Annotated in this window: 18 protein-coding genes; 13 read left to right on the forward strand and 5 right to left on the reverse strand. The window is 71.2% G+C overall.

Features of this window, described 5'->3' with window-relative positions:
- Both E1264_RS43540 and secD read left to right on the forward strand, forming a co-directional pair.
- The coding region (locus E1264_RS43540) for a hypothetical protein (RefSeq protein ID WP_165964278.1) at positions 1-221 on the forward strand (221 nt) is incomplete at its 5' end.
- 59 nt (positions 222-280) lie between these two features.
- The gene (secD, locus tag E1264_RS20960) at positions 281-2551 is read left to right on the forward strand and encodes a protein translocase subunit SecD (RefSeq protein ID WP_132176061.1); all 2271 of its coding nucleotides are present in this window, start codon (positions 281-283) and stop codon (positions 2549-2551) included.
- 69 nt (positions 2552-2620) lie between these two features.
- Here the strand turns inward: secD and E1264_RS20965 are convergent, their stop codons facing one another.
- The 3 genes from E1264_RS20965 to E1264_RS20975 form a co-directional block, all read right to left on the reverse strand.
- Positions 2621-3580: a DUF4190 domain-containing protein gene (locus E1264_RS20965; protein ID WP_165964279.1), complete on the reverse strand. Its 960-nt coding sequence runs from the start codon at positions 3578-3580 to the stop codon at positions 2621-2623.
- 305 nt (positions 3581-3885) lie between these two features.
- Positions 3886-4995: a DUF4190 domain-containing protein gene (locus tag E1264_RS20970; protein WP_165964280.1), complete on the reverse strand. Its 1110-nt coding sequence runs from the start codon at positions 4993-4995 to the stop codon at positions 3886-3888.
- A 217-nt stretch (positions 4996-5212) separates the two neighbouring features.
- Positions 5213-7099, reverse strand: a complete 1887-nt coding sequence (locus E1264_RS20975; protein ID WP_243711062.1) for a glycoside hydrolase family 15 protein — start codon at positions 7097-7099, stop codon at positions 5213-5215.
- Between the two features lie 300 nt (positions 7100-7399).
- On the opposite strand from E1264_RS20975, the gene ppdK reads away from it, so the two are divergent.
- From ppdK to sigJ, 7 genes are all read left to right on the forward strand, one after another.
- Positions 7400-10099 carry a pyruvate, phosphate dikinase gene (ppdK, locus tag E1264_RS20980; protein WP_132176067.1) on the forward strand — a complete coding sequence of 900 codons (2700 nt, stop codon included), beginning with the start codon at positions 7400-7402 and terminating at the stop codon, positions 10097-10099.
- A gap of 96 nt (positions 10100-10195) precedes the next feature.
- Positions 10196-11005 (forward strand): YdcF family protein, encoded by an 810-nt coding sequence (locus E1264_RS20985; RefSeq protein ID WP_132176069.1) that lies wholly within the window; start codon positions 10196-10198, stop codon positions 11003-11005.
- A gap of 60 nt (positions 11006-11065) precedes the next feature.
- Positions 11066-12364 carry a deoxyguanosinetriphosphate triphosphohydrolase gene (locus E1264_RS20990; protein WP_132176071.1) on the forward strand — a complete coding sequence of 433 codons (1299 nt, stop codon included), beginning with the start codon at positions 11066-11068 and terminating at the stop codon, positions 12362-12364.
- Between the two features lie 155 nt (positions 12365-12519).
- Positions 12520-13746: an FAD-dependent oxidoreductase gene (locus E1264_RS20995; RefSeq protein WP_132176073.1), complete on the forward strand. Its 1227-nt coding sequence runs from the start codon at positions 12520-12522 to the stop codon at positions 13744-13746.
- A gap of 68 nt (positions 13747-13814) precedes the next feature.
- A complete protein-coding gene (locus tag E1264_RS21000) occupies positions 13815-15083 on the forward strand; it encodes an MFS transporter (protein WP_132176075.1) in 1269 nt (422 codons plus the stop codon).
- A gap of 80 nt (positions 15084-15163) precedes the next feature.
- Positions 15164-15649: a GtrA family protein gene (locus E1264_RS21005; RefSeq protein ID WP_132176091.1), complete on the forward strand. Its 486-nt coding sequence runs from the start codon at positions 15164-15166 to the stop codon at positions 15647-15649.
- Positions 15646-16512 (forward strand): RNA polymerase sigma factor SigJ, encoded by an 867-nt coding sequence (gene sigJ / locus E1264_RS21010; protein WP_207936055.1) that lies wholly within the window; start codon positions 15646-15648, stop codon positions 16510-16512. The genes E1264_RS21005 and sigJ overlap by 4 nt, the downstream gene beginning before the upstream one ends.
- A gap of 21 nt (positions 16513-16533) precedes the next feature.
- Here the strand turns inward: sigJ and E1264_RS21015 are convergent, their stop codons facing one another.
- A complete protein-coding gene (locus E1264_RS21015; RefSeq protein WP_132176079.1) occupies positions 16534-17403 on the reverse strand; it encodes an LLM class F420-dependent oxidoreductase in 870 nt (289 codons plus the stop codon).
- 162 nt (positions 17404-17565) lie between these two features.
- Here E1264_RS21015 and E1264_RS21020 point away from each other — a divergent pair, with 162 nt between their 5' ends.
- A complete protein-coding gene (locus E1264_RS21020) occupies positions 17566-17943 on the forward strand; it encodes a MerR family transcriptional regulator (RefSeq protein ID WP_132176081.1) in 378 nt (125 codons plus the stop codon).
- A gap of 27 nt (positions 17944-17970) precedes the next feature.
- Here E1264_RS21020 and E1264_RS21025 read toward each other — a convergent pair whose 3' ends face one another.
- Positions 17971-19311 carry an ABC transporter ATP-binding protein gene (locus E1264_RS21025; protein WP_132176082.1) on the reverse strand — a complete coding sequence of 447 codons (1341 nt, stop codon included), beginning with the start codon at positions 19309-19311 and terminating at the stop codon, positions 17971-17973.
- Positions 19312-19603: 292 nt separating this feature from the next.
- Between E1264_RS21025 and dnaG the strand changes: the two genes are divergently transcribed.
- The 3 genes from dnaG to E1264_RS21040 form a co-directional block, all read left to right on the forward strand.
- Positions 19604-21601 (forward strand): DNA primase, encoded by a 1998-nt coding sequence (gene dnaG, locus E1264_RS21030; RefSeq protein ID WP_132176084.1) that lies wholly within the window; start codon positions 19604-19606, stop codon positions 21599-21601.
- A 71-nt stretch (positions 21602-21672) separates the two neighbouring features.
- Positions 21673-22818: an RNA polymerase sigma factor RpoD gene (rpoD, locus tag E1264_RS21035; protein WP_132176093.1), complete on the forward strand. Its 1146-nt coding sequence runs from the start codon at positions 21673-21675 to the stop codon at positions 22816-22818.
- A 242-nt stretch (positions 22819-23060) separates the two neighbouring features.
- Positions 23061-23514 (forward strand): heavy metal-binding domain-containing protein (locus E1264_RS21040; RefSeq protein WP_132176086.1); only part of this gene is annotated, 454 nt, incomplete at its 3' end.

Below are 23514 nucleotides of genomic sequence, written 5' to 3' on the forward strand. Positions count from 1 at the left end.
GTCCGCGCCCCCACGTGCAGGCGGTCCACGCGCATCTCGCCCAGGCCGGGCAGTCGCCGGTCGTCACGCATCCGGCGTTCGCGGTGCTGCCCCCGTCCAGCGTCGACGTCCGGCCGCCGTCCGGGCGCGCCGCCAGGGCCTTCGCCGTCCACGCCGCTCCGGACGTCGCGCCCGAGGGCGTCCCGCGCGGCCGCGCCCCTCCCACCTCCCCGCGGATCTGAGCTAGTCGTCCGCGGTGCCGCGCAGCCGCCCGGCGCCGAAGCCCGTGTGGAGGTTCCCTTTGACTCGCGCCAACATGGTGCGGGCGGTACTGGCGTTCGCCGTGCTCGCCACATCGTTCTACTTCGCCTGGTCCAAACCCGCCCGCCTCGGCCTCGACCTGCGCGGCGGCACCCAGATCGTCCTCGAGACCCAGGACTCGCCGACCGTCAAGGCCGACCGGGAGTCCACCGACCGCGCCCGCGAGGTGCTCCAGCGCCGCGTCGACGCGCTCGGCGTCGCGGAGTCCTCGCTCACCCGCTCCGGCGAGCGGCGGCTGATCGTGGAGCTGCCCGACGTCCAGGACCCGACCAGGGCGACCCAGGCGCTCGGCAAGACCGCGCAGCTCACCGCCCATCCGGTGCTGCCCAACACCGGCAAGCCTGAGAAGGGGCAGCAGGTGGTCCCGGACGAGAGCGGCCAGCCGATCCTGATCGGGCCCGCCGCGCTCACCGGCGCCGGCATCGGCTCGGCCAGCGCGACCTACGACCCGCAGAACGTCGGCGGCTGGGCCGTCAACGTCGACTTCAAGGGCTCCGGCGGCAAGACGTGGGAGCAGCTGACCGCCAAGGCCGCGTGCGCGGCCGGTGACGAGCGGCGGATCGCGATCGTCCTGGACGGCAAGGTGATCTCCTCCCCGGGCGTCACCGAGAGCGTGTCCTGCGGCGTCGGCATCACCGGCGGCTCGACGCAGATCACCGGCGACTTCAGCGCCACGGAGGCCAAGGACCTCGCCGCGCTGATCGAGGGCGGCTCGCTGCCCGTCCCCGTGAAGGTCATCGAGCAGCGGGTGGTCGGCCCGACGCTCGGCGACGAGGCGATCGACGCCAGCGCCCGCGCCGCCGTCATCGGGATCATCCTGACCGGCCTGTTCATCGTCGCCGTCTACCGGCTCGTCGGCTTCCTCGCCACGATCGCGCTGACCGGATACGCGCTGATCTCCTACGCCGCGCTCGTCGCCGTCGGCGCGACCCTGACCCTGCCAGGGCTCGCCGGTTTCGTCCTCGCGATCGGCATGGCCATCGACGCCAACGTGCTGGCCTTCGAACGCGCCAGAGAGGAGCTGTCGGCCGCTCCGGGACGCACCGCGCGGACGGTGCTGGCCGTCGGGTTCAACAAGGCGTGGTCGGCGATCGCGGACACCGCCGTCACCACCCTGCTCGCCGCCGCCCTGCTGTTCTTCCTCGCCTCCGGCCCGGTGAAGGGGTTCGGTGTCACGCTGACCATCGGCGTCCTCGCCTCCCTCGTCTCGGCGATGCTGCTGAGCCGCGTCCTGACCGACGCCGCCGCGGCGCGGATGCCCCGGCTCAGCAAGGGCAAGGCGGGCGGGCTCAGCGGCGCCGGGCGGATCCGCCGGTGGCTGGAGGAGAGCGGCCCCGACCTGATGAAACGCAGCCGCCTCTGGCTCGGGATCTCCGCGCTCGCCGTCGTCGTCGCCCTCACCGGGATCTTCGTCCGCGGCCTCAACTTCGGTGTGGAGTTCACCGGCGGGCGGCTCGTCGAGTACTCCACGTCCCGTCACGTGGACATCGACGTCGCGCGCTCCGCCGTCGCCGACGCCGGGTTCCCGCGCGCCGTCGTCCAGACCTCCGGGCAGGACGACATCTCCGTCCGGACGGTCGACCTCACCAACGAGGAGGAGAAGCGCATCCACGACGCGCTGGCGGAGAAGGGCGGCGGGGCCACCAAGCAGCGCGACGAGCTGATCGGCCCCAGCCTCGGCGACGAGCTGCGCAACAAGGCCCTCATCGCCCTCGCCGTCGCGCTGCTGGTGCAACTCGCCTACCTGACGATCAGGTTCCGCTGGACGTTCGCGGCCGGTTCCGTCATCGCCATGTTCCACGACATCACGATCGTCACCGGGATCTTCGCCTGGCTCGGGAAACCGATCGACGGGGTCTTCCTCGCCGCCCTGCTCACGATCATCGGGTACTCGGTGAACGACTCCGTCGTCGTGTTCGACCGCGTCCGGGAGATGTGGGGCGAGAACCCGAAGGGCCGGTTCGCGACGATCGCGAACCGGGGCGTGCTGCAGACCGTCCCGCGGACGATCAACACCGGGATGGGCGCGCTGTTCATCCTGTCCGCCCTGGCGGTCCTCGGCGGCGACTCGCTGACCGACTTCGCCATCGCGCTCCTCATCGGGATCATCGTCGGCACGTACTCCAGCGTGTTCACCGCGACGCCGATGGCGGTCGTCCTGGAGCGCTTCGCGAAGTCGCCGCCGCCGCAGCGCAAGGCCAAGTCCCGCCCGCCGCGCCGAACCACGCACGACTCGGGCGCGGTCGTCTGACCGGTACGGCGGGCCCCGGATTCCGCGGGGCCCGCCCGCCGGGCCGCCGGGCCGCCGGGCCGCCGCCTGTCAGCGCGGCAGCATCGACTTCTTCAGCAGGCGCTTCTCGCTCGTGCCGAAGCAGACGACGGTACGGATCCCGCCGTCCCACTCGAATTTCTCCGCGTAGTAGAACGAGTAGTACTCAGGGTACGGACGCTTGCCGAAGGCCTTTTTCAGCTGCTTTTCGCAGGTAGCGTCCGCCTTCCGCTCCATCGCCCTCGGCCCTGGATACGGGCCCGGTTTCATGGTGAGGACCGCGTACACCTGGCTCCAGTGCTCCTGGGTGCAGGAGAGGACGCGCTGCGTCGGGGCGTCCGAGTCCGATTTCCCGAAGCAGTCGCCGTAGGCGAGTTCGGTCCAGTACTTCAGTTTCGGATCCAGGGTCTGAGCGAGCGGCAGGGTGATGGTGCCGGGCCCGGTATAGGTGAGCAGGCAGAGCACATTCCGGTCGCCGGCGTCCCAATTCGTTTTCGTCGGCATGATGAGGTAAGGCTCCAGGTGCTCGTAATGCCGGCTCTTCAGAAAACGGATCGTCTTGAGGTAGCAGGCATCGGTCGACAGTTCGTGAATCCGCCTGTTCCCTGGGAAATCGCCCTCCGGCAGCTCCGCCTGGGCGACGACCTCGCTCTCGTGCGGCTCCGTGCAAGGCAGTGCCGTCACGGGGGTCCGCAGCGAGCCGGCCTCGAAATCGGTGACGCAGTCGCCCACCCGCAGCGCCGCTGGGAGCACCCTGTCCTTGCCGGTGACCTGTCCCGACTCGTCCCGGTCGGCGGTGACCAGCGACCCCACCGCCACGGCGAGGGCGACCGCCGCCGTAATGGCCCAGACGGCGGACACGACGAGCGCGCCCACGGCCAGGCCCTTGCCCCGCTCGCCGCGCCGCCCGGCCTGCACCAGCGCGGCGATCGCGAAGCCGACCGCCAGCAGGACCAGCCCGCAGAGCCCGGTGACGAACGCGACGATCGCCAGCCGGTTCGTCCGGGGCACGAGCGGCGGCTCCGGTTGCGGGGGTCCGGCGTAGAACGGGACGTCCCGGCCCGGCCAAGGCCCCGGCATGCCCGGGCCGGGCCCGGAGGCGCTTGGAACGCCGGAATCACCTGGCGGCGCCCAGGCAGGCTGCCCGGCTCCGGCTCCGGCGGTGGGCGCGGAGTCTTCCGGGTCCGGGTCCGGGTCCGGGGCTGGGGTAAAGGGCGGTGGCGTGCTCACAGCGGTACCCCGTTCAGATCAGCCGACGAACAAACCATTTCCAGTGCCTTTCGCCAATGTGTGGAGCGGCCGCGCCATTGTTGGGGTCAGTGCGGCACCACCGACCGCTTCAGCGGCCCCTTCTTGCCGATGACCAGGCAGAACACCTTCCGGTATCCCGCATCCCAGCTCTCCTTGGTGGGCGTCGCGGCGTTGGGATCCACGAGGTGGAGCGGCACGCGGGTGCCCCAGACCTTCAACGCGTGCTTGGCGCACTCCGCCGCGGACATCTCCAGGAGCGCGGTCTCGCCGGGGTATTTCCCTTTCCGCATTTCGTAGACCGCGTACACCTGGTACTTGTGCTTCACCGTGCAGTCCACGACGGGCTGTGGCCCCGGCTCGACCCATTCCTCGACGCAGTCGCCTCGCTTCGGCTCGCTTTGGGGCGGTGGATTGTTGTACAGATCGGCGAACGGTGTGGTGAGCGCCTGGTTGATGGCGGCCACGAGTATGCAGGTGACCCCGCGGTCGCCGTCTTTCCATTCCTTCTCGTCGGGAACGTCCATCCGGGTTTTGAGGTCGTCGACGTCCTTCAGCTTCGCCGGGATCCGCTCCTTGCACGCCTTCTCGGCCTGCTCGGTCAGCTTCTGATGTCCGGGAAACGGGGCGTCCGGAAGCGTGACCTTGCCGATCACTTCGCCGTTGTGCGGGTGATTGCAGGGGCTGGGCGACACGTACGGAACGGCGGGGTCGTCGAGCGCGGTGAGGCAGTCGCCGACCTTCAACGTGGAGGTGAGGACGTAACCGTCAGGGGGCGGAGAGGCAGAGCTTTCCGTCCCCGTGGAGAACGGCCCGCGTCCGAGGACTGCCACCGCGAGCACCGTGGCGGCGATCCAGACCGCCGAGGCGGCGAGCCCGCCGATGGCGAGGCCCCTGCCCTTCTCGGCCGGGCGCCCGTCCGTCCGGCGCCCGGTCCGGACGAGTGCGGCGATGGCGAAGCCGATCGCGAACAGGACCAGCCCGCAGAGTCCCGTGACCAAGGCGGCGATCGCGAGCCGGTCCGTCCGCGCCGGGACGGGGGCGGACGGCGGCTCGGGGCCGGAGGGCGGTCCGAGGGAAGGAGCCGGTGGACCCAGGGTGAAGTCCTGGACCGGCGGGTCGAGTGGGGCCCAGCCGGGGGTGTCCGGAGCGTTGTCGGGAGGGGGCGGTGTGGTCACGGCGGAACCGTAGCCGGGGCCACCGACAAAAGACGCAATTCCGACAACTCGGTGTCAAGTCGTAATTAAAGGCCGGGGCGGTCGTGCCGGCCCCGGACACGGAGCGTCGCCGGACTGTGCTGGAGTGTGGTTGCTCCGGCCCTTTCCGCGAGGCGGCCGTCCTATAAGCCGCCACACGGAATCAGCGGTCAAGTCCCCCTGTCAGGAACCGCCGGGTTTATGCCAAGGGCGATTGGGGTTCGTTGCTTTCCGCCCTGATGACCTGCATGACGGCGTTGATCAGGGCGAGGTGGGTGAACGCCTGCGGGAAATTGCCCAGGTGGCGGCCGGTGTGCGGGTCGATCTCCTCCGCGTACAGCTGCAGCGGGCTCGCGTACGACAGCAGCTTCTCGCACAGCGCCCGCGCCCGGTCCAGCTCGCCGATCATCACCAGCGTGCTGACCAGCCAGAACGAGCAGATCGTGAAGGTGCCCTCGTCCGACTCGAAACCGTCGTCGGTCTCCGCGGGGCGGTAGCGCAGGACGAGGTCGTCCTCCGACAGCTCGTCGGCGATGGCGAGGACGGTCTCCCGCACCCGCTTGTCGTCGGCGGGCAGGAAGCCGAGCAGGGGGATCAGCAGCGCGGACGCGTCCAGGGTCGTCGCGCCGTAGTGGGCGGTGAAGACGCCGCGCTCGTCCAGCGCGTTGGCGAGGACGTCGGCGTGGATCTCGTCGGCGGCGGCCTGCCAGCGCTCGGCCCGGTCGCGGTCGCCCCGGATGCGGGCGAGGCGGGCGCCGCGGTCGGCCGCCACCCAGCAGAACACCTTGGACGAGGTGAAGTGCTGCGGCTCGCCGCGCACCTCCCACATGCCGCAGTCGGGGACGCGCCAGTTGGCGAGCGCGTCCTCCACCTGCTTGATGATGATCTTCCAGAGCCGGTCGTCCAGCCGGTCCCGCTTGCGGACGAACAGGTAGATGGAGCCGATGATCGCGCCCCACACGTCGTGCTGGGCCTGCATGTACGCCTCGTTGCCGATCCGGACGGGACGCGCGTCCCCGTACCCGGACAGGTGGTCGAGCGTGGACTCGGGCAGTTCCTCCCGCCCGTCCAGCCCGTACATGATCTGCAGCTTGCCCTCGGCGGCCTCGGCGACGTCGGTGATGAAGTAGAAGAAGTCGTTGGCCTCCCAGTCGTAACCGAGGGTGTAGAAGGCCCAGAGCGCCATCGTGGAGTCGCGGATCCAGGTGTAGCGGTAGTCCCAGTTCCGGTCGCCGCCGGGCGACTCGGGCAGCGACGTCGTCGCCGCGGCCGCCACCGCGCCGGACGGCCCGAACGTCAGGCCCTTCAGCGTCAGCGCGCTGCGCTGCAGGTGGCTGCGCCAGGGATGGTCGGGGAAACGGCCGCGGTCCAGCCAGTGCTGCCAGTGGTGGACGGTCCAGATCAGCCGCTCCTGCGCCTCGTTCCAGGACGACGGCGCCGCGTGCTCGCTCCACGACAGCGCGACGAACCGCGACTCGCCCTGCTTCAGCAGCGTCCGGGACGTCGCGAGCGACCCCTCGAACCCGACGTTCATGTCGGTGGTGAGCCGCAGCCCGACGCCGTTACCGCGCGCGACGGCCTCGTGGTACCCGGCGCCGGTGTGCTCCCAGCGGGCGGGCGAGCGGCCGTAGTCGAACACCGGCATGCAGTCGAGCCGCACCTGCACCTGGCCGTTCACGCACCGGACCATCCGCAGCAGGACGTGGTCGGCGTCGTAGTCGGTGGGGGCGCGGCGGTGCGTGTGGGACCGTTCCGTCTCGTGGTGCCACGGGCCCATGAGCAGCGCGTCCGTCACCACGAGCCAGCCGCCGTGCACCCACCAGGTGGTCTCCATCACCATCGTGCCGGGGATGTAGCGCTGCGCGGCGGGCACCTCCACGCCTGCCGGGCCGACCCGGAAGTACCCGGCGTCGCGGTCCAGGATCGACCCGAACACGCTGGGGGAGTCCATCCTGGGCAGGCACATCCACTCGATGTTGCCGCTCGGCGCGACCAGCGCGGTCGTCTCGCAGTCCGACAGGAACCCGTAGTCGGCGATGGGGGCGAACGGATCTCCCGCCCGGCCGCCCGCGACCTTCGGCCTCACAGCCTCACCTCCTTGATCCATCATTCCCTCTTCCGTGGCGTGGGCGCGTCCCGCCGCCGGGCGGCGGCGTTTCCGACCCGATCATCCCCGTTGGTCCGAATTGGAATAGACCACTATCTGCGGCCTGACCTGCGCAAACGCCCTCCCGCGCAAGGGGCGCCGAGCGAGGCCCGGATTCGCGGGTACAGTCCCGGCCAAACAGGGCAGCGGACCCGCCGCCCGGGGGACCGCGACCCCGCGCCCCCGCCGCGGCGGGCCGGTACTGCCGCTGGGAGGAACCGGAGCGTAAAGGAGCTCCCCGTGCCGAAGTTCGTGTACGACTTCACCGAGGGCAACAAGGACCTCAAGGATCTGCTGGGCGGCAAGGGCGCCAACCTGGCCGAGATGACCAACCTCGGACTGCCCGTGCCCCCCGGATTCACGATCACCACGGAGGCCTGCCGCCACTACCTGGAGCACGGGAGCCCGCCCGAGGGACTCGCGGACGAGGTGAACCGGCACCTCGCCGCGCTGGAGTCCGCGATGGGCAAGAAGCTCGGCCAGAGCGACGACCCGCTGCTGGTCAGCGTACGTTCCGGCGCCAAGTTCAGCATGCCGGGCATGATGGAGACCGTCCTGAACGTCGGGCTGAACGACGAGTCCGTCCTCGGGCTCGCGGAGCAGGCGGGCGACGAGCGGTTCGCGTGGGACTCCTACCGCCGGCTGATCCAGATGTTCGGCAAGACCGTCCTGGACATCGACGGCGACCTGTTCGAGGACGCCGTCGAGGACGTCAAGCGCGCCCGCGGCAGCGACGACGACGCCGACCTCACCGCCGAGGACTTCAAGGCGCTCGTCGACCGGTTCAAGGGCATCGTCCGGGAGAAGGCGGGCCGGGAGTTCCCGTCCGACCCGCGCGAGCAGATGGACCTGGCCGTCGAGGCGGTGTTCGGGTCGTGGAACGCGCCCCGGGCCGTCCTGTACCGGCGCCAGGAGCGCATCCCCGTCGACCTCGGCACGGCCGTCAACATCTGCGCGATGGTCTTCGGCAACATGGGCATGGACTCCGGGACGGGCGTCGCGTTCACCCGCGACCCCGCGTCCGGGCAGCAGGGCATCTACGGCGACTACCTGCAGAACGCGCAGGGCGAGGACGTCGTCGCCGGCATCCGCAACACCGTCCCGCTGATGGAGCTGGAGCGCATCGACAAGGCGTCCTACGACCGGCTTCTCCAGATCATGGAGACGCTGGAGAACCACTACCGCGACATGTGCGACATCGAGTTCACGATCGAGCGCGGGAAGCTGTGGATGCTCCAGACCCGGGTCGGCAAGCGCACCGCCGCCGCGGCGTTCCGCATCGCCTGCCAGCTCCTCGACCAGGGCCTCATCGACGCGGACGAGGCCGCCCGCCGCGTCACCGGCGACCAGCTCGCCCAGCTCATGTTCCCCCGCTTCGCCAGCAGGGTCGAGGACGTCCAGAAGCTCACCAAGGGCATGAACGCCTCGCCGGGCGCGGCCGTCGGCAAGGCCGTGTTCACCTCCGAGCGGGCCGTGGAGCTCGCCGGGCGGGGCGAGGACGTGATCCTCGTCCGCCGCGAGACCAACCCCGACGACCTCGCCGGGATGGTCGCGGCGAAGGGCGTCCTGACGTCCCGCGGCGGGAAGACCTCGCACGCCGCCGTCGTCGCCCGCGGCATGGGCAAGACGTGCGTGTGCGGCGCCGAGGAGCTGGACGTCGACGTCAAGGACGGGCACTTCACCGCGCCCGGCGGCGTGACCGTCCGCGAGGGCGACGTGATCTCCATCGACGGGTCGTCCGGGGACGTCTACTTGGGCGAGGTGCCCGTCGAGGACTCGCCCGTCGTCCGGTACTTCGAGGGGGAGCTGTCCGCCGAGGGTGGCGACGACCTGGTCAAGGCCGTCCACCGGGTCATGGAGCACGCCGACGCGCGGGCCCGGTTGAAGGTCCGCGCCAACTCCGACAACCCCGACGACTCGGCCCGCGCCCGCCGGTTCGGCGCCGCCGGGATCGGGCTGTGCCGCACCGAGCACATGTTCCTCGGCGACCGGCGCCGGCTCGTCGAGCAGCTCATCCTCGCGGAGGACGAGGCCGGGCGGAAGGCCGCGCTGGACGCCCTGGAGCCGCTCCAGCGGCAGGACTTCGAGGGCATCTTCGCGGCCATGGACGGGCTGCCGGTCACGATCAGGCTGATCGACCCGCCGCTGCACGAATTCCTCCCCGACCTCACCGAGCTGTCGGTCAGGGTCGCGCTCGCAGGCGACGACGCGGATGCCAAAGACCGGAGACTGCTCGAAGCAGTCACCCGACTGCACGAGCAGAACCCTATGCTGGGCCTGCGCGGCGTGCGGCTCGGTTTGGTGATTCCGGGACTTTTCGGAATGCAGGTCCGCGCGATCGCCGAGGCCGCGGCGGCCCGACGGAAGGCGGGCGGCGACCCGCGCCCCGAGATCATGATCCCGCTCGTCGGGGCCGTGCAGGAGCTGGAGGCCGTCCGCGACGAGGCCCGCGGCATCCTCGCCGACGTCAAGGACGCCACCGGCGTCGACGTCCCCGCGCTGATCGGCACCATGATCGAGCTGCCGCGGGCCGCGCTGACCGCCGGGCAGATCGCCGAGGCCGCCGAGTTCTTCTCCTTCGGCACCAACGACCTCACCCAGACGACCTGGGGCTTCTCCCGCGACGACGTCGAGGCGGCGTTCTTCTCCCGGTACCTGGAACTCGGGATCTTCGGGGTGTCGCCGTTCGAGACGCTCGACCGGGACGGCGTCGGGCGGCTCGTCCGCATCGCCGTGGAGGAGGGCCGCCGCGTCCGCCCCGACCTGCACCTCGGGATCTGCGGCGAGCACGGCGGCGACCCCGACTCGGTGCACTTCTGCCACGACGTCGGCCTCGACTACGTGTCCTGCTCTCCGTTCCGCGTCCCCGTCGCGCGGCTGGAGGCCGGGCGGGCCGCGATCGAGGCGGCCGGCTCCCCGGGAGGCAGCGACAGCCGCTGATCCCCGCCCCCGCCTGATGATCTGTGGGCGGGACGACAACCAAACCGGCGAACCGGGCGCATGCGCCGGAGCATCTAACCTAACGTGTCCGATGCGATGACGTTGGAAGTGGATGTGCCGGAGACCGAGCACGCGACCGTCCGGCCCGAAGACGCCGAAACCCGTGTTGATGCGCCCGAAACCGGCGAGCCCCGCGATACCGGACGGCGGGGTCGCCGGGACGGGCGGCGCAGGCGGTCGCCCTGGTTCACGATCCCGGCGAGCGTCCTCGCCGGGCTGATCGCCGTCGCCGTCCTGACGCCGCTCGCCGTCGGCGCGCGGGTCTGGTACCAGGCCCGCCAGGACGAGCGGCCCCGCTCCGACGCGATCATCGTCCTCGGCGCGGCGCAGTACAACGGCAGGCCGTCCCCGACGCTGAAATGGCGGCTCCAGCACGCCCTCGACCTCTACCGCGACGGCGTCGCGCCCGCCATCGTCACCGTCGGCGGCAAGGCCCCCGGCGACAACTACACCGAGGCCGCCGCCGGCCGCACGTGGCTGATCGAGAAGGGCGGGGTGCCCGCGTCCAAGGTGTTCGCGGTGCCCGTCGGGCGCGACACGCTGGAGAGCATGCAGGCCGCAGGCAAGGAGTTCAAGCGGCACCACTGGACGTCCGGGGTGATCGTCACCGACCCGTGGCACGGCCTGCGCTCCAAGAAGATGGCCGAGGACAACGGGATCCAGGCGGCCGCGTCCCCAACGCGCAGCGGCCCCAGCGTCCAGACCCGCGGCACCCAGTTCCACTACATCGTCCGGGAGACCGGGGGTTACCTGTCGTACGTCCTGCTGGGCAAGAGTGTGAAGACGCCGAGCGAGACCGCCCGGCGCATCCACATCGACCCGTCCGCCGGCCCGGCCGACGGCTGACCCGCCGGGCCGCTGATCCCGGACCGGCCGCGGGCGTGCCCGCTTACCCTGGATAGGGCCATGACGACCAACTCGATTCACGGGGAATCCGGTCACGGAAACTCCGCCTACACGGCACGGGACCGGGAGCGCTGGGCGCCCGAGCCCGCCAAGCGGCGCGACCGGACCGCCTTCGAGCGCGACCGCGCCCGCGTCCTGCACAGCGCGGCCCTGCGGCGGCTCGCCGCGAAGACCCAGGTCGCCTCGCCCGGCGCCGACGCCACCGCCGACACCGTGCAGAGCCTGCGCACCCGGCTGACCCACTCGCTCGAATGCGCGCAGGTCGGCCGGGAGCTGGGCAAGTCCCTCGGCTGCGACCCCGACCTGGTGGAGACGGCGTGCCTGTCCCACGACATCGGGCACCCGCCGTTCGGGCACAACGGCGAGGCCGCGCTCGACGTCGTCGCGCGCGACTGCGGCGGCTTCGAGGGCAACGCGCAGAGCCTGCGCGTCCTGACCCGGCTGGAGCCCAAGTCGTTCGCGCCGGACGGCCCGCCCCTGTACGGCCGCAGCGTCGGCCTCAACCTGACGCGCGCCGCGCTGGACGCCGCGATGAAGTACCCGTGGTCGCAGACCGAGGCCGTCAACGGCAAGTTCGGCGTGTACGCCGACGACACGGACGTCGCGGGCTGGGTCCGCGAAGGCGTCGAACCCGGCCGGACGTGCTTCGAGGCCCAGGTCATGGACTGGAGCGACGACGTCGCCTACTCCGTCCACGACCTGGAGGACGCGCTGGTCGCCGGGCACATCGACTTCGCCCGCCTCGCCGACCCCGCCGAGCGCCGCCTCGTCGCCGCCACCGCGATCAAGCTGTACTGCGCCGACGCCGACCTCGCCGAGCTGGAGGAGCGCTTCGAGACGCTGCTCGCCGAGCCGTACTGGCCCGACCGCTACGACGGCACCCCGCGCAGCCTCGCCGCGCTGAAGAACCTCACCAGCACGCTGATCGGCCGGTTCTGCCTCGCCGCCGAGACCGCCACCCGCGACGCCTACGGCGACCGCCCGCTGACCAGGTACGCGGCGGAGCTGATCGTCCCGCGGGCGCAGCGGCTGGAGAACGCGCTGCTCAAGGGCATCACGGCGCACTACGTGTGGATCAGCCACGAGGAGGTCAGGGCCCGCCAGCGGACGCTGATCACCGAGCTGGCGGGCCTGACCCTCGACGGCGCGCCCGAAACGCTCGAACCGGGGTTCCGCGCCGCCTTCGAGGACGCCGCCGACGACGCGGGCCGGCTGCGCGCCGTCATCGACCAGATCGCGTCGATGACCGATCTCACCGCGATGGCCCGCCACCGCCTGCTGGACGGCCGCACCCGTTGATCACCTGTGCCTTTCCGGGGCCCGGCGCCGGAAGGGCGCGCCGGCGGCCGGGGCGTTGCGTCGAATATGCCCCGACGCGCGCAACGATGACACTTGTCTCGTTACGGAGGCCGCTGTAGGGATAGCTACAGGTCAACTACAGGAGGTCGGTCGTCATGCCCGAGGAGACGTTCGTCATCGCCGGCGCCAGCCTGGCGGGTGCCAAGGCGGCGGAAACGCTCCGAGAGGAGGGCTTCACGGGCCGGCTGCTGCTGATCGGGGACGAGATCGAGCGGCCGTACGAGCGGCCTCCGCTGTCCAAGGGCTTCCTGCTGGACAAGGAGCCGCGCGAGAAGGCCCACGTCCACGAGGCCGACTGGTACGAGAAGCACGACGTGGAGCTGCGGGTCGGCGTCTCCGTCGCCTCCATCGACCGGGACGCGCACCAGGTGCGCCTGTCCACCAAGGAGCCGATCGGCTACGACAAGCTGCTGCTGGCGACGGGCGCGTCCCCGCGGCGCCTCGAAGTGCCCGGATCCAAGCTGCAGGGCATCCACTACCTCCGGACGATGGCCGACTCTGCGGCGCTGAAGCAGTCCCTCATGCACGGCGGGCGGCGCGTCGTCGTCGCCGGGGCGGGCTGGATCGGGCTGGAGACGGCCGCCGCCGCCCGCACCCACGGCAACGACGTGACGATCATCGAGCCGGAGCCGACGCCGCTGCACGCCGCGATGGGCCCCGAGCTCGGCGGCGCCTTCGCCGACCTGCACCGCGAGCACGGCGTCGACCTGCGGCTCGACCAGGGCGTCGCCGGGTTCTGGGGCGCCGGTGCCGTGTCCGCCGTCGTCACCTCGGGCGGCGCGGAGGTGCCCGCCGACGTCGTGGTCGTCGGCATCGGGGTGCGGCCCAACACCCGGCTCGCCGAGGAGGCCGGGCTCGACGTCTCCGACGGCGTCCTCGTCGACGCCTCGCTGCGCACGTCCGACCCCGACATCTACGCGGCCGGTGACGTCGCCAACGCCTACAACCCGCTGCTCGGGCGCCGGATCCGCGTCGAGCACTGGGCGAACGCCCTGAACGGCGGCCCGGCCGCCGCCCGCGCCATGCTCGGCCAGGACGTCTCCTACGACCGCGTCCCGTACTTCTTCAGCGACCAGTACGACCTCGGCATGGAGATGTCCGGCGTCGCGTCGCCGGGGGAGTACGACGAGGTCGTGTACCGCGGGGACGTCCCCGGACGCGAGTTCATCGCGTTCTGGCTGTCCGGCGGCCGGGTCGTCGCCGGGATGAACGTCAACGTGTGGGACGTCACCGGCGACATCCAGGCCCTGATCCGCTCCGGCCGCCCCGTCGACGCCGCCCGCCTGACCGACCCCGGCGTCCCCCTGGCCGACCTCGCCTGAACTCGCCGGCCGACCTCGCCTGAACTCCCGCGCGCCGCGAGACCCGTAAGGCACGTACAGTCTGCTAGGTGGTTACGGACAAGATCGCGACGCTCGGCCGGGCCCGCGTCGCCGTGACGCTGGCGTTCGTCGTGCACGGCCTGCTCGTCGCGGCCTGGGTCGCGCGCATCCCGCAGATCAAGGAGCATCTCGGGCTGAGCGAGGGCTCGATGGGCGTCGCCCTGCTGGGCGCGCCCATCGGCATCGTGGTCGCGGTGCGCTTCGCGGGACGGATCGTCGGCCGCTGGGGCAGCCGTGCCACGACCATCGCCGCCGGGATCGTCTGCGCCGCGTCGCTGGTCCCGCTCGGCCTGGCCTGGAACATCGGCGCGCTGATCTTCGCCCTGCTGCTGATGGGCGCCTCGCTCGGCCTGATGGACGTGGCGATGAACGCCCAGGGAGTCGCCGTCGAGCGCGGGTACGGGCGCCCGCTGATGTCCGGCCTGCACGGCGCGTACAGCATCGGGACGCTCGTGGCGGCGCTCATCGGCTCGGGCGCGGCGCACGCGGACGTCCCCGTCCCGCTGCACCTGACCGCCGCGGCGGCGGTGCTGGCGGCGCTGCTCGCCCTCGGCTGCCGCGGCCTGCTGGACCGTTCCGCGGACGCCGTCCCCGAGTACGACCCCGCCCCTGCCTCCCGCCGCGATGCGCCGTCCGGTGCGCCGTCCGGGACGGCTTCCGGTGCGGCTTCCGGGGTCAAGCCGTCGTCGCGATGGCTGCTGATCACGCTCGGGGTGATCGGGCTGTGCTCGTTCGTCGGGGAGGGCGCCATGGCCGACTGGAGCGCCATCTACCTGCGCGAGGACCTCGGCACCGGACCGGGCGCCGCCGGGCTCGGCTACGTCGGCTGCGCGGTGGCGATGACCATCGGGCGGCTCGCCGGCGACCGGGTCGTCGCGCGGTTCGGCCCCGTCCCCGTGCTGCGGACGGGCTCCCTGATCGCGGCGCTCAGCCTCGGGCTCGGCCTCGCCGCGGGGCATCCGGCCGCCGCCGTGGCCGGCTTCACCCTGTTCGGCCTCGGCGTCGCGGTCGTCGCGCCCGTCACCTTCAGCGCGGCCGGGAACGTCCCCGGCGTGCCCGCCGCGGCCGGGATCTCCCGCGTCACCGGCGTCGGCTACCTGGGCCTGCTCGGCGGACCGCCCGTCATCGGGTTCATCGCGCAGGGCGTGGGGCTCACGTGGGCGCTGGCCGTCCCGGTCGGGCTCGTCGGGCTGATCGTCCTGCTCGCCCCGGCGACCGCGACCGCGGCGGTCCCGACCGCCCCGTCCGCCGAGCCGGCCGCCAAGACCGAGTGTTGAAGAACACGGAGCTGATCTTTTGGGTGGGTTGCGACGATGGGAAATGTCCTAGTCAGGTAAGGTCTGGGCGAGTGAGCACCATGCAGCGGTCAAGACCGGTCAAAACGGTCGAGTCCGCCCCGGCGTACCGGGTATTCCTCCGAGGCAGGCTTCTGATCCGCGGCAAGTTCCTGAGCGAACTCCTCAGCTTCGGCTTCGTCGGAGTCGTCGGCACGCTCATCATGATCTTCGGCGCCAACCTCATGCGCGCCTGGCTCGGCGGCAGCCCCGTCACGAGCGTCGCCATCCCGACCGTGGTGTCCACGCTGGCGTCCTACCTGCTCAACAGGTACTGGGTGTTCCGCCACCGCGACAGCGACGGCTCCGGCCGCGAGGTCGCGATCTTCTTCGCGCTGAACGGCGTCGGGCTGCTCATCCAGGTGCTGTGCACCGGCTTCACCTACTACACCCTCGGCCTGCACGGCGGCGTCGCCTACAACGGCGGGCTCCTCGCCGGCGTCGCCTTCGGCGCGGCGTTCCGCTACTGGTCGTACAAGAAATGGGTGTTCACCCCAGCGGCCGCATGAGCCGTTTCGACGAGGAATGGCCCGCGCACCGTCCCGCCGTGTTCGGTGCCGCGTACCGCATCACCGGAAGCGTCGCCGACGCCGAGGACATCGTCCAGGACGTGTGGATCCGCGCGCACGCCCACGACGGCATCGACGACGTCCGCGACCTGCGGGCCTGGCTGATCACCGTGGCGGCCCGCCGCGCCTACGACGTCCTCGGCTCCGCCCGCGCCCGCCGCGTCGACTACGTCGGCCCCTGGCTGCCCGAACCCCTCCTGACCGGCCCGGACGCCGCCGAGCCCGTCCTGCTGGACGAGACCGCCGGGACCGCGATGCTGCTGGTCATGGAGGAGCTGTCACCGCCGGAACGGGTCGCCTTCGTCCTGCGCCAGGCGTTCGACGTCCCGTACGAGCAGCTTGCGGACGTCCTCGGAAAGACGCCCGCAGCCTGCCGCCAGCTCGCCTCCCGCGCCCGGCGCAAGATCGCGGCGGCCCTGCCGCGCCGTCCGGCCCCCGTGGCGGAGCGGGAGCGGGTCCTGGCCGCGTTCTGCTCCGCCTACGAACGGCGCGACGAGGCCGCCCTCCTCGAACTCCTCGACCCGGACGCGACCTACACCACCGACGGCGGCGGCCGCGTCTTCGCCGCCCGCAAGGTCATCGCCGGTGCCGGACGGGTCGTCACCGCGCTGCTCAGGGTCAGCGCCCGCAGCGCGCTGCGGATCGTCCCCGCGCAGGTCAACGGCCGCCTCGAGTTCCTGGTGTACCGGGACGGCGGGCTGGCCGCCGTCGACACGGCGGAGGTGGCGGACGGCCGCATCACCGCCTACAGCCGCGTCCTGAACCCGGCGAAGCTGCCTTCGCTGGGGGAGAGCCGCCGGTAGCCCGCCTGCAGTGGGTGCCCGTCAGCGCCCGGCGGGGACGAGCTTCTCGATCTGGGTCAGGGCCTCGCCGAGGGTGCCCGCCAGATCCTGCCCGGTGGCCTGCGTGAAGATCGCATGGTCGACGCCGCGTTCCGCGAGGCGGCCGATCGTGTCCACGACCTCGTCCACCGATGGCGGGCCGGTGAAACGGCCCAGCGAGGTCTTCTCGATTTCGGCGTAGTCGCGTCCCTCGCGCTCGCAGTGCTCGCGCAGCACGTCCAGTTTGCGGGGCAGTTCCTCGCCGTCGAAAAGGTTGCAGGCGTCGGCGTATCTGGCGACGAACCGCAGCGTCTTCTTCTCTCCTCCGCCGCCGATCAGGATCGGCGGATGCGGGCTCCTCAACGCGGGCGGCGAATTCAGCGGACGCTCCAATGTGTAATGGTCGCCCTCGAATGCCGATTCATCGCCCTTCCACATCTGGTGCGCGATCCTCAGCGTTTCCTCCAGCCGCTCGAACCGCTCCGCGACCGGCGGGAACCGGACACCGAGCCCCCGCGACTCCTCCTCGTTCCACGCCGCCCCGATGCCCAGCCAGGCCCGCCCGCCGGACAGCACGTCCAGCGTCGTCACCGTCTTGATGAGGATGCCGGGATGCCGGTAGGTCACGCCGGTCACCATCGTGCCGAGCGTGATCCGCTCCGTCAGCGCGGCGGCGTAGGCGAGCGCGGAGTAGCTCTCCAGCATCGGTTCCTCTGGTGGACCCACCACGCCGATCTGGAAGAAGTGGTCCATCACCCACAGCGAATGCAGCCCGGCCTGGTCGGCGTCCCTGGCCATTCGGCCGAAGGCCGGCCCGATCTGCCCGGGTCCGCCGGGGAAGGTGAAGCTCGGAATCTGGAGCCCGACGCGCATGACAGACCTCTCTCGTCGATCGTGACTCAGCGGGTTGTCACTGTCGCGTCCCACCCTGCGTGCTGGAGCGCGCTCCAGGTCAAGCGCCCGCGCGCCGCGGAACCCCGAACCCGGCGCCCCGGTGTTGACCTGGAGTGGACTCCAGGTGGGATCCTGAAGGACGTGAGCTCGTACTCCCCAGGTGAGACCGCCGAGAAGAGCGGCTTCAGCATCGACACGCTGCGCTACTACGAGAAGATCGGGCTGCTGTCGGGCATCGCCCGGAACGCGTCGGGACGGCGGGTGTTCAGCGACGACGACCTGCAGTGGCTGGAGATGCTGCGCTGCCTGCGCGGGACCGGGATGCCGATCGCCGAGATGCTGCGCTACTCCGAGCTGGCCCGTGGCGGGCCCGAGACGGTGCAGGAGCGGCTCGAACTGCTGCGGGAGCACGACCGCCGGGTGGAGGAGCAGATCGCCGAGCTGCGCGCGCGGCAGGAGCAGATCCAATGGAAGATCCGCTACTACAGCGGCTCGCTCTGCGGGAACCTCCCCGCCTGATCCAGAAATGTCAGGTGCGTGAGGTGCTCAGGTGCGCCTGGGGCCCTCGTGGGAGTGGATCTCCCTGGGCTTCGGCTTCGGGATCGCGGGCGCCCGGTGGACGGGGTTGACGCGCTTCCCGTCGGCGCCGAAGAACAGGACGCGCTCGAAGTCGACGGTCAGCGCGATGTGGTCGCCGCGGTTCGGCCGTTCGCCCGCCCCGATGCGGAAGACCAGGTCGGCGCGGCGGCGGTGGTGGCCGGCGTGCTCCTCGACCGGCTCCTCGGCCGGCGCCGGCCTGCCGATCAGGGCCCGCACCCGGTCGAGCAGCCCGGGCCGCTCGGGCTCGTACGACGCGGGCGCCGCGGGGCGTCCCACCTCGGTCGCGTCGACCGTGAGGATGCCGGTCTCGGCGTAGGCGAGCCATTCGTGCCCGTGGAACTCCAGCGCGCGGATCTGGCCGGACAGGACGGTCCCGGGCGGCGCGGGCGAGCCCGGGGCGATGGGCATGAGGGTGTCCGGGCGGACCCCGACCGTGACGGTCTGGCCGTGATGGCTGATCAGTGAGGACGCCCTTGGGTCGTTCCAAGGGACCAACAGCCGCTGCGCGCCGAAGTCGAGCAGCAGTCCCTCGCCCTCGACCGCCCACAAGGTGGCCTGGAGAAGGTTGATGGGCGGCGAGCTGAGGAACGCGGCCACGAACACCGTCGCCGGGTCCTCGTATATCTGCTCGGGGGTGCCGACGTCCTCCAGGACGCCGTCGCGCAGCACCGCCATCCGGTCGGCCATCGTCATGGCCTCGACCTGGTCGTGGGTGACGTAGACGGTGGTGGTGCCGGTGGAGCGCACGAGCGCGGCGATCTCCACGCGCAGCTCGGTGCGCAGCCCGGCGTCGAGGCTGGACAGCGGCTCGTCCATCAGGAACAGCGACGGCTCGCGGATCAGCGCCCGCCCGATCGCGGCCCGCTGCCGCTGGCCGCCCGACAGCGTGCGCGGCAGCCGGTCGATCATCGTGTTGATGCCGAGGGCGCGGGCCAGCTCGTGGACCTTCGCGTGCGCCTCGGCGCGGTCGTCCCCGGAGACCTCCAGCGGGAACAGCATGTTGCCCTTGACCGTGCGGTGCGGGTAGAGCGCGCCCTCCTGGAACACCATTGCCACGTTCCGCTCGCGCGGCTGCAGGTCGTTGGCGACCACCCCGTTCAGCCACAGGTCGCCGCTGGTGATGTCCTCCAGCCCGGCGATCATCCGCAGGATCGTGGATTTGCCGCAGCCGGACGGCCCGAGAAGGACGAACAGCTCGCCGTCATTGATCTTCAGGCGGACGTTCCGGACAGCGACCACCCCGCCTGGGTACACCTTGTCGACGCCGTCGAGTACTACATCCGTCATCGGTCCGCCTGGGGGTTAAGCCGTAATTCCGGTCCGTCATCACATCGTGCGACGGTCCGCGTTGTCCAGAGTAAATCCGGTACGACCCGTGGCGCGATCGGCCGAGTCCGGCCATGAATCATGAGATACCGGTCGCCGGAGGAGGAACCCCGTCCCCGTGACGTCCAGAGCGTAGCTGGTACATATCAGTTGCTCGGGTGGTATGGCCCCGGCGGTCCGGACGGCGGGGGACCGGGCTTCGGGATCGGGCTTGCGGCGCCGTATGTCGGGGCACCGCCGTAGACTCCTCGTCGTGGCAGGCCGTATTCGCAATGAGGACATCGCGCTCGTCCGGGAGCGATCGTCCATCGCCGACGTGATCGGCGAGTACCTGCAGCTCCGCAACGCGGGCGGCGGGAACCTCAAGGGCCTCTGCCCATTCCACGACGAGAAGTCGCCGTCGTTCAACGTGACGCCGTCGCGCGGGCTGTACTTCTGCTTCGGCTGCGAGGCGGGCGGCGACGTCATCAAGTTCGTCCAGGAGATCGAGCACCTGTCCTTCACCGAGGCGGTGGAGCGGCTCGCGGCGCAGGCCGGCATCCAGCTTCGCTACGAGGACGGCGGCGGCCGCGGCCCCCGGCAGGACGGCGGCCAGCGCGCCCGGCTGGTCGAGGCGCACAAGGCGGCCGCCGAGTACTACGCCGAGCAGCTGAACTCGGCCGACGGCGCGATCGGCCGCACGTTCCTCTCCGAGCGCGGTTTCGAGGCCGCCGACGCCGAGCACTTCGGCGTCGGGTTCGCGCCCCGCGAGTGGGAGGGCCTGGTCCGGCACCTGCGCGGGCGCGGCTTCACCGACCGCGACATCGTCGCCGGCGGCCTCGCCAAGGAGGGGCGGCGCGGCCCGATGGACCGGTTCCGCGGCCGGCTGATGTGGCCGATCCGCGACCTGTCCGGCGACGTCATCGGGTTCGGCGCCCGCAGGCTCTACGAGGACGACGACGGCCCCAAGTACCTGAACACCCCCGAGTCCCCGCTGTTCCACAAGAGCTCGGTGCTGTACGGGGCCGACCTCGCGAAGAAGGAGATCGCGCGGCGGCGGCAGGCCGTGGTGGTCGAGGGCTACACCGACGTCATGGCCTGCCACCTGGCGGGCGTCCCGACGGCGATCGCGACCTGCGGGACGGCCTTCGGCGACGACCACATCAAGGTGCTGCGCCGCCTGCTCATGGACCAGGACGAGTTCCGCGGCGAGGTGATCTTCACCTTCGACGGCGACGCGGCCGGGAAGAAGGCGGCGCTGCGCGCTTTCGACGACGAGCAGAAGTTCGTCTCGCAGACGTTCGTCGCGATCCAGCCGGACGGTCTCGACCCGTGCGACCTGCGGATCCTTCACGGCGACGCGGCCGTCCGCGACCTGGTGGCCGCGCGGCTGCCGCTGTTCGAGTTCGCGGTGCGCAGCGCGATCGAGCAGCACGACCTCGACACCGTCGAGGGGCGGCTGAGCGCGCTCGACGCCGCGGCCCCGGTCGTCGCCGCCATCAAGGACCGGTCGCGGCGCCACATGTACGCCGTGAACCTCGACCGCTGGCTCGGGATCATGGACGAGCAGTTCGTGCTGCGGCGCGTCCGCGAGCTGGCGGCCCGCCGCCACGGCCGCCCCCAGAACGGCGGCAGGGGCGGGAACAACACCCACCGGGGCGAGGCCGGAAGCGGCCGGGCCGGAAACGGCCGCGCGGGCAGCGGCCGCGACGCCGGCCGCCCGGTCGAAAATGGCGGCGACGAGAACGGGCGCCATGGACCCGCGGGCACGGGGGCCGGGCGCCCGGCGTTCGATCCGAGCGATCCGGAGGTGCAGCGGGAGCGGGAGCTGCTGAAACTCGCCGTCCAGCGCCCGGCGGTGCTGGGTCCGGCCTTCGACGAGGTCCCGGCGGAGGCGTTCATCGCGCCGCCGCACGCCGCGGTCCGCAGCGTCATCGCGGCCGCGGGCGGAGTGACCGCGGCGGGCGGCGTCGCGGAATGGGTCGCCCTTCTGCTGGAGCGGGCCCCGGATGACCAGGTCAGAGACCTGATCACCAAGTTCGGGGTCGAGCCTTCGCGCTCCGCGCAAGATTCGGACGACCGTTATGCCGTCGAACTGCTGGCCCGAATACAGGAACGCCAGCTCACGAGCATGATCGCCAGCGCGAAATCTAAACTCGGGCGGCTGAATCCGGTCGAGGCCCCCGAGGAGTACCACCGGCTCTTCGGCGATCTTGTCGCGCTTGAGCAGCAGAGACGGGTGTTGCGGGAGCGAGGGCTCGGGTCACAGTAAGTCAAGAGACCGCAAAATAGGTCCTGTGATCTTGGCCCCATTTGACGCAAACTGTCTGGGTGGGCCCTTCGGTGCTGCCAAGCGAGGCGCCATCGGTTGATCAGGTGGCGGACCTCGTCGCACGTGGCAGAGAACGCGGCGGCGTGACCGTCGAGGACGTTGCTGCCGCGCTCGATCGCTCGGACTTGCCGGACGACTCCTTGGAACGGGTCGTCCGGATGCTCGCAGAGCAGGGGGTGGAGGTCCTCGAGTCTCAGCAGGAGACCGAGGACGTCGCGCGAGCGGACGAGGGTGACCTCGGCAAGCGGGCGCCGACGAGCGACCTGGTTCGGATCTACCTGAGAGAGATCGGTCGCGTACCGCTCCTCACGGCAGAAGATGAAGTAGAACTCGCGAAATCGATCGAGGCGGGACTGTTCGCGGAGGAGAAGATGGCGCACACCGCCGTCCTCGCCCGCGGCGAACTGCTCGACCTCGAACAGCTCTCCCGCGAGGGCACGCGGGCGAAGCAACGCCTGATCGAGGCGAACCTCCGGCTGGTGGTCTCGATCGCGAAACGCTACGTGGGCCGGGGAATGCTGTTCCTCGACCTGATTCAGGAGGGAAATCTCGGACTGATCCGCGCCGTCGAGAAATTCGACTACACCAAGGGGTTCAAGTTCTCGACCTACGCCACCTGGTGGATCCGGCAGGCGATCACCCGTGCGATCGCCGACCAGGCCAGAACGATCCGGATCCCGGTGCATATGGTCGAGACGATCAACAAGCTGGTCCGGGTGCAGCGGCAGCTCCACCAGGACCTCGGCCGTGAACCCAGCCCTGAGGAGATAGGCCTGGAGATGGGGCTGTCGCCCATCCGGGTCGTGGAGATCCAGCGGATAGCGCAGGAACCGGTCTCGCTCCAGTCGCCGATCGGCGAGGAAGACTCCGATCTCGGCGACTTCATCGAGGACGCGGACGCCGTCGTGCCGATCGAGGCCGCGGCGTTCATCCTTCTCCAGGACCAGCTGGAGGACATCCTGGGCACCCTGTCGGAACGGGAGCAGCGCATCATCCAGCTGCGCTTCGGCCTGACCGACGGGCATCCGCGCACGTTGGAGGAGGTCGGCAGGGAGTTCGGCGTGACGAGGGAGCGGATCCGCCAGATCGAGTCGAAGACCCTGGCGAAGCTGCGCCACCCGTCGCGCGCGCAGATGCTGCGCGAATACCTGGACTGACACCCGCCACCGGCGGGGCCGGCCCCGAAGCCGGAACGGGACAGGCCGAGCCGACACAGCAGAACCGACAGCCGGACGAAGACGAACGAAGCCGGACCCGCGAGAGCGGCACGACGACCGCCCTCCCGGCGGCCGAACCGCCGGGAGGGCGGTCGCGTGCGCGGCCCCTGACAGCGGAGTTGCGGGCGGCTGTCGCGGCAATGCGTCGCATTTCGTCCGGACGGTGATTTACCGTGGTGGTCATGCTGATCGTGACGACTGATGGCGTGGCGGGGTACGAGATCAGGAGCGTGCTCGGAGAGGTCCTCGGGACGGCCGTGCAGGCCGACCAGGGTGCCGCGCCGCAGCCCGGGCACGGCGGGAGCAGCGCCACGTTCCGGGTGACGGGGGAGCAGCCGGCGGCCGGGCTCGGCGCCGCCCGCCGCGAGGCGGTGGACCGGCTCGGCGAGGAGGCGCGCCGCAAGGGCGCGAACACCGTGGTCGGCATGCGCTTCGACACGGCCGTGGTCGGCGGCGCCATCGAGGTCTGCGCGTACGGGACGGCGGTCTGGGCGGAGCCCGCGCAGGCACAGCACCGCGATCAGGCGCCCCAGCAGCAGCACCCCCACGCTCAGCAGCCGCAGAAGCAGTCCCCGCCGTACGGCGACCCGCAGCCCGGCGGTCCCCCGATGGTCGCCCGCAACCTCACGATGGGCC

It is taken from the genome of Actinomadura sp. KC216, from assembly GCF_004348535.1.
Taxonomy (GTDB): Bacteria; Actinomycetota; Actinomycetes; order Streptosporangiales; family Streptosporangiaceae; genus Spirillospora.

Bases quoted from the DNA above. Each gene is read 5' to 3' on its own strand.
- E1264_RS20985 (WP_132176069.1), top strand. From the start codon at position 10,196: ATGACGTTGGAAGTGGATGTGCCGGAGACCGAGCACGCGACCGTCCGG.
- E1264_RS20990 (WP_132176071.1), top strand. From the start codon at position 11,066: ATGACGACCAACTCGATTCACGGGGAATCCGGTCACGGAAACTCCGCC.
- E1264_RS20995 (WP_132176073.1), top strand. From the start codon at position 12,520: ATGCCCGAGGAGACGTTCGTCATCGCCGGCGCCAGCCTGGCGGGTGCC.
- E1264_RS21005 (WP_132176091.1), top strand. From the start codon at position 15,164: ATGCAGCGGTCAAGACCGGTCAAAACGGTCGAGTCCGCCCCGGCGTAC.
- sigJ (WP_207936055.1), top strand. From the start codon at position 15,646: ATGAGCCGTTTCGACGAGGAATGGCCCGCGCACCGTCCCGCCGTGTTC.
- E1264_RS21015 (WP_132176079.1), bottom strand. From the start codon at position 17,403: ATGCGCGTCGGGCTCCAGATTCCGAGCTTCACCTTCCCCGGCGGACCC.
- E1264_RS21025 (WP_132176082.1), bottom strand. From the start codon at position 19,311: ATGACGGATGTAGTACTCGACGGCGTCGACAAGGTGTACCCAGGCGGG.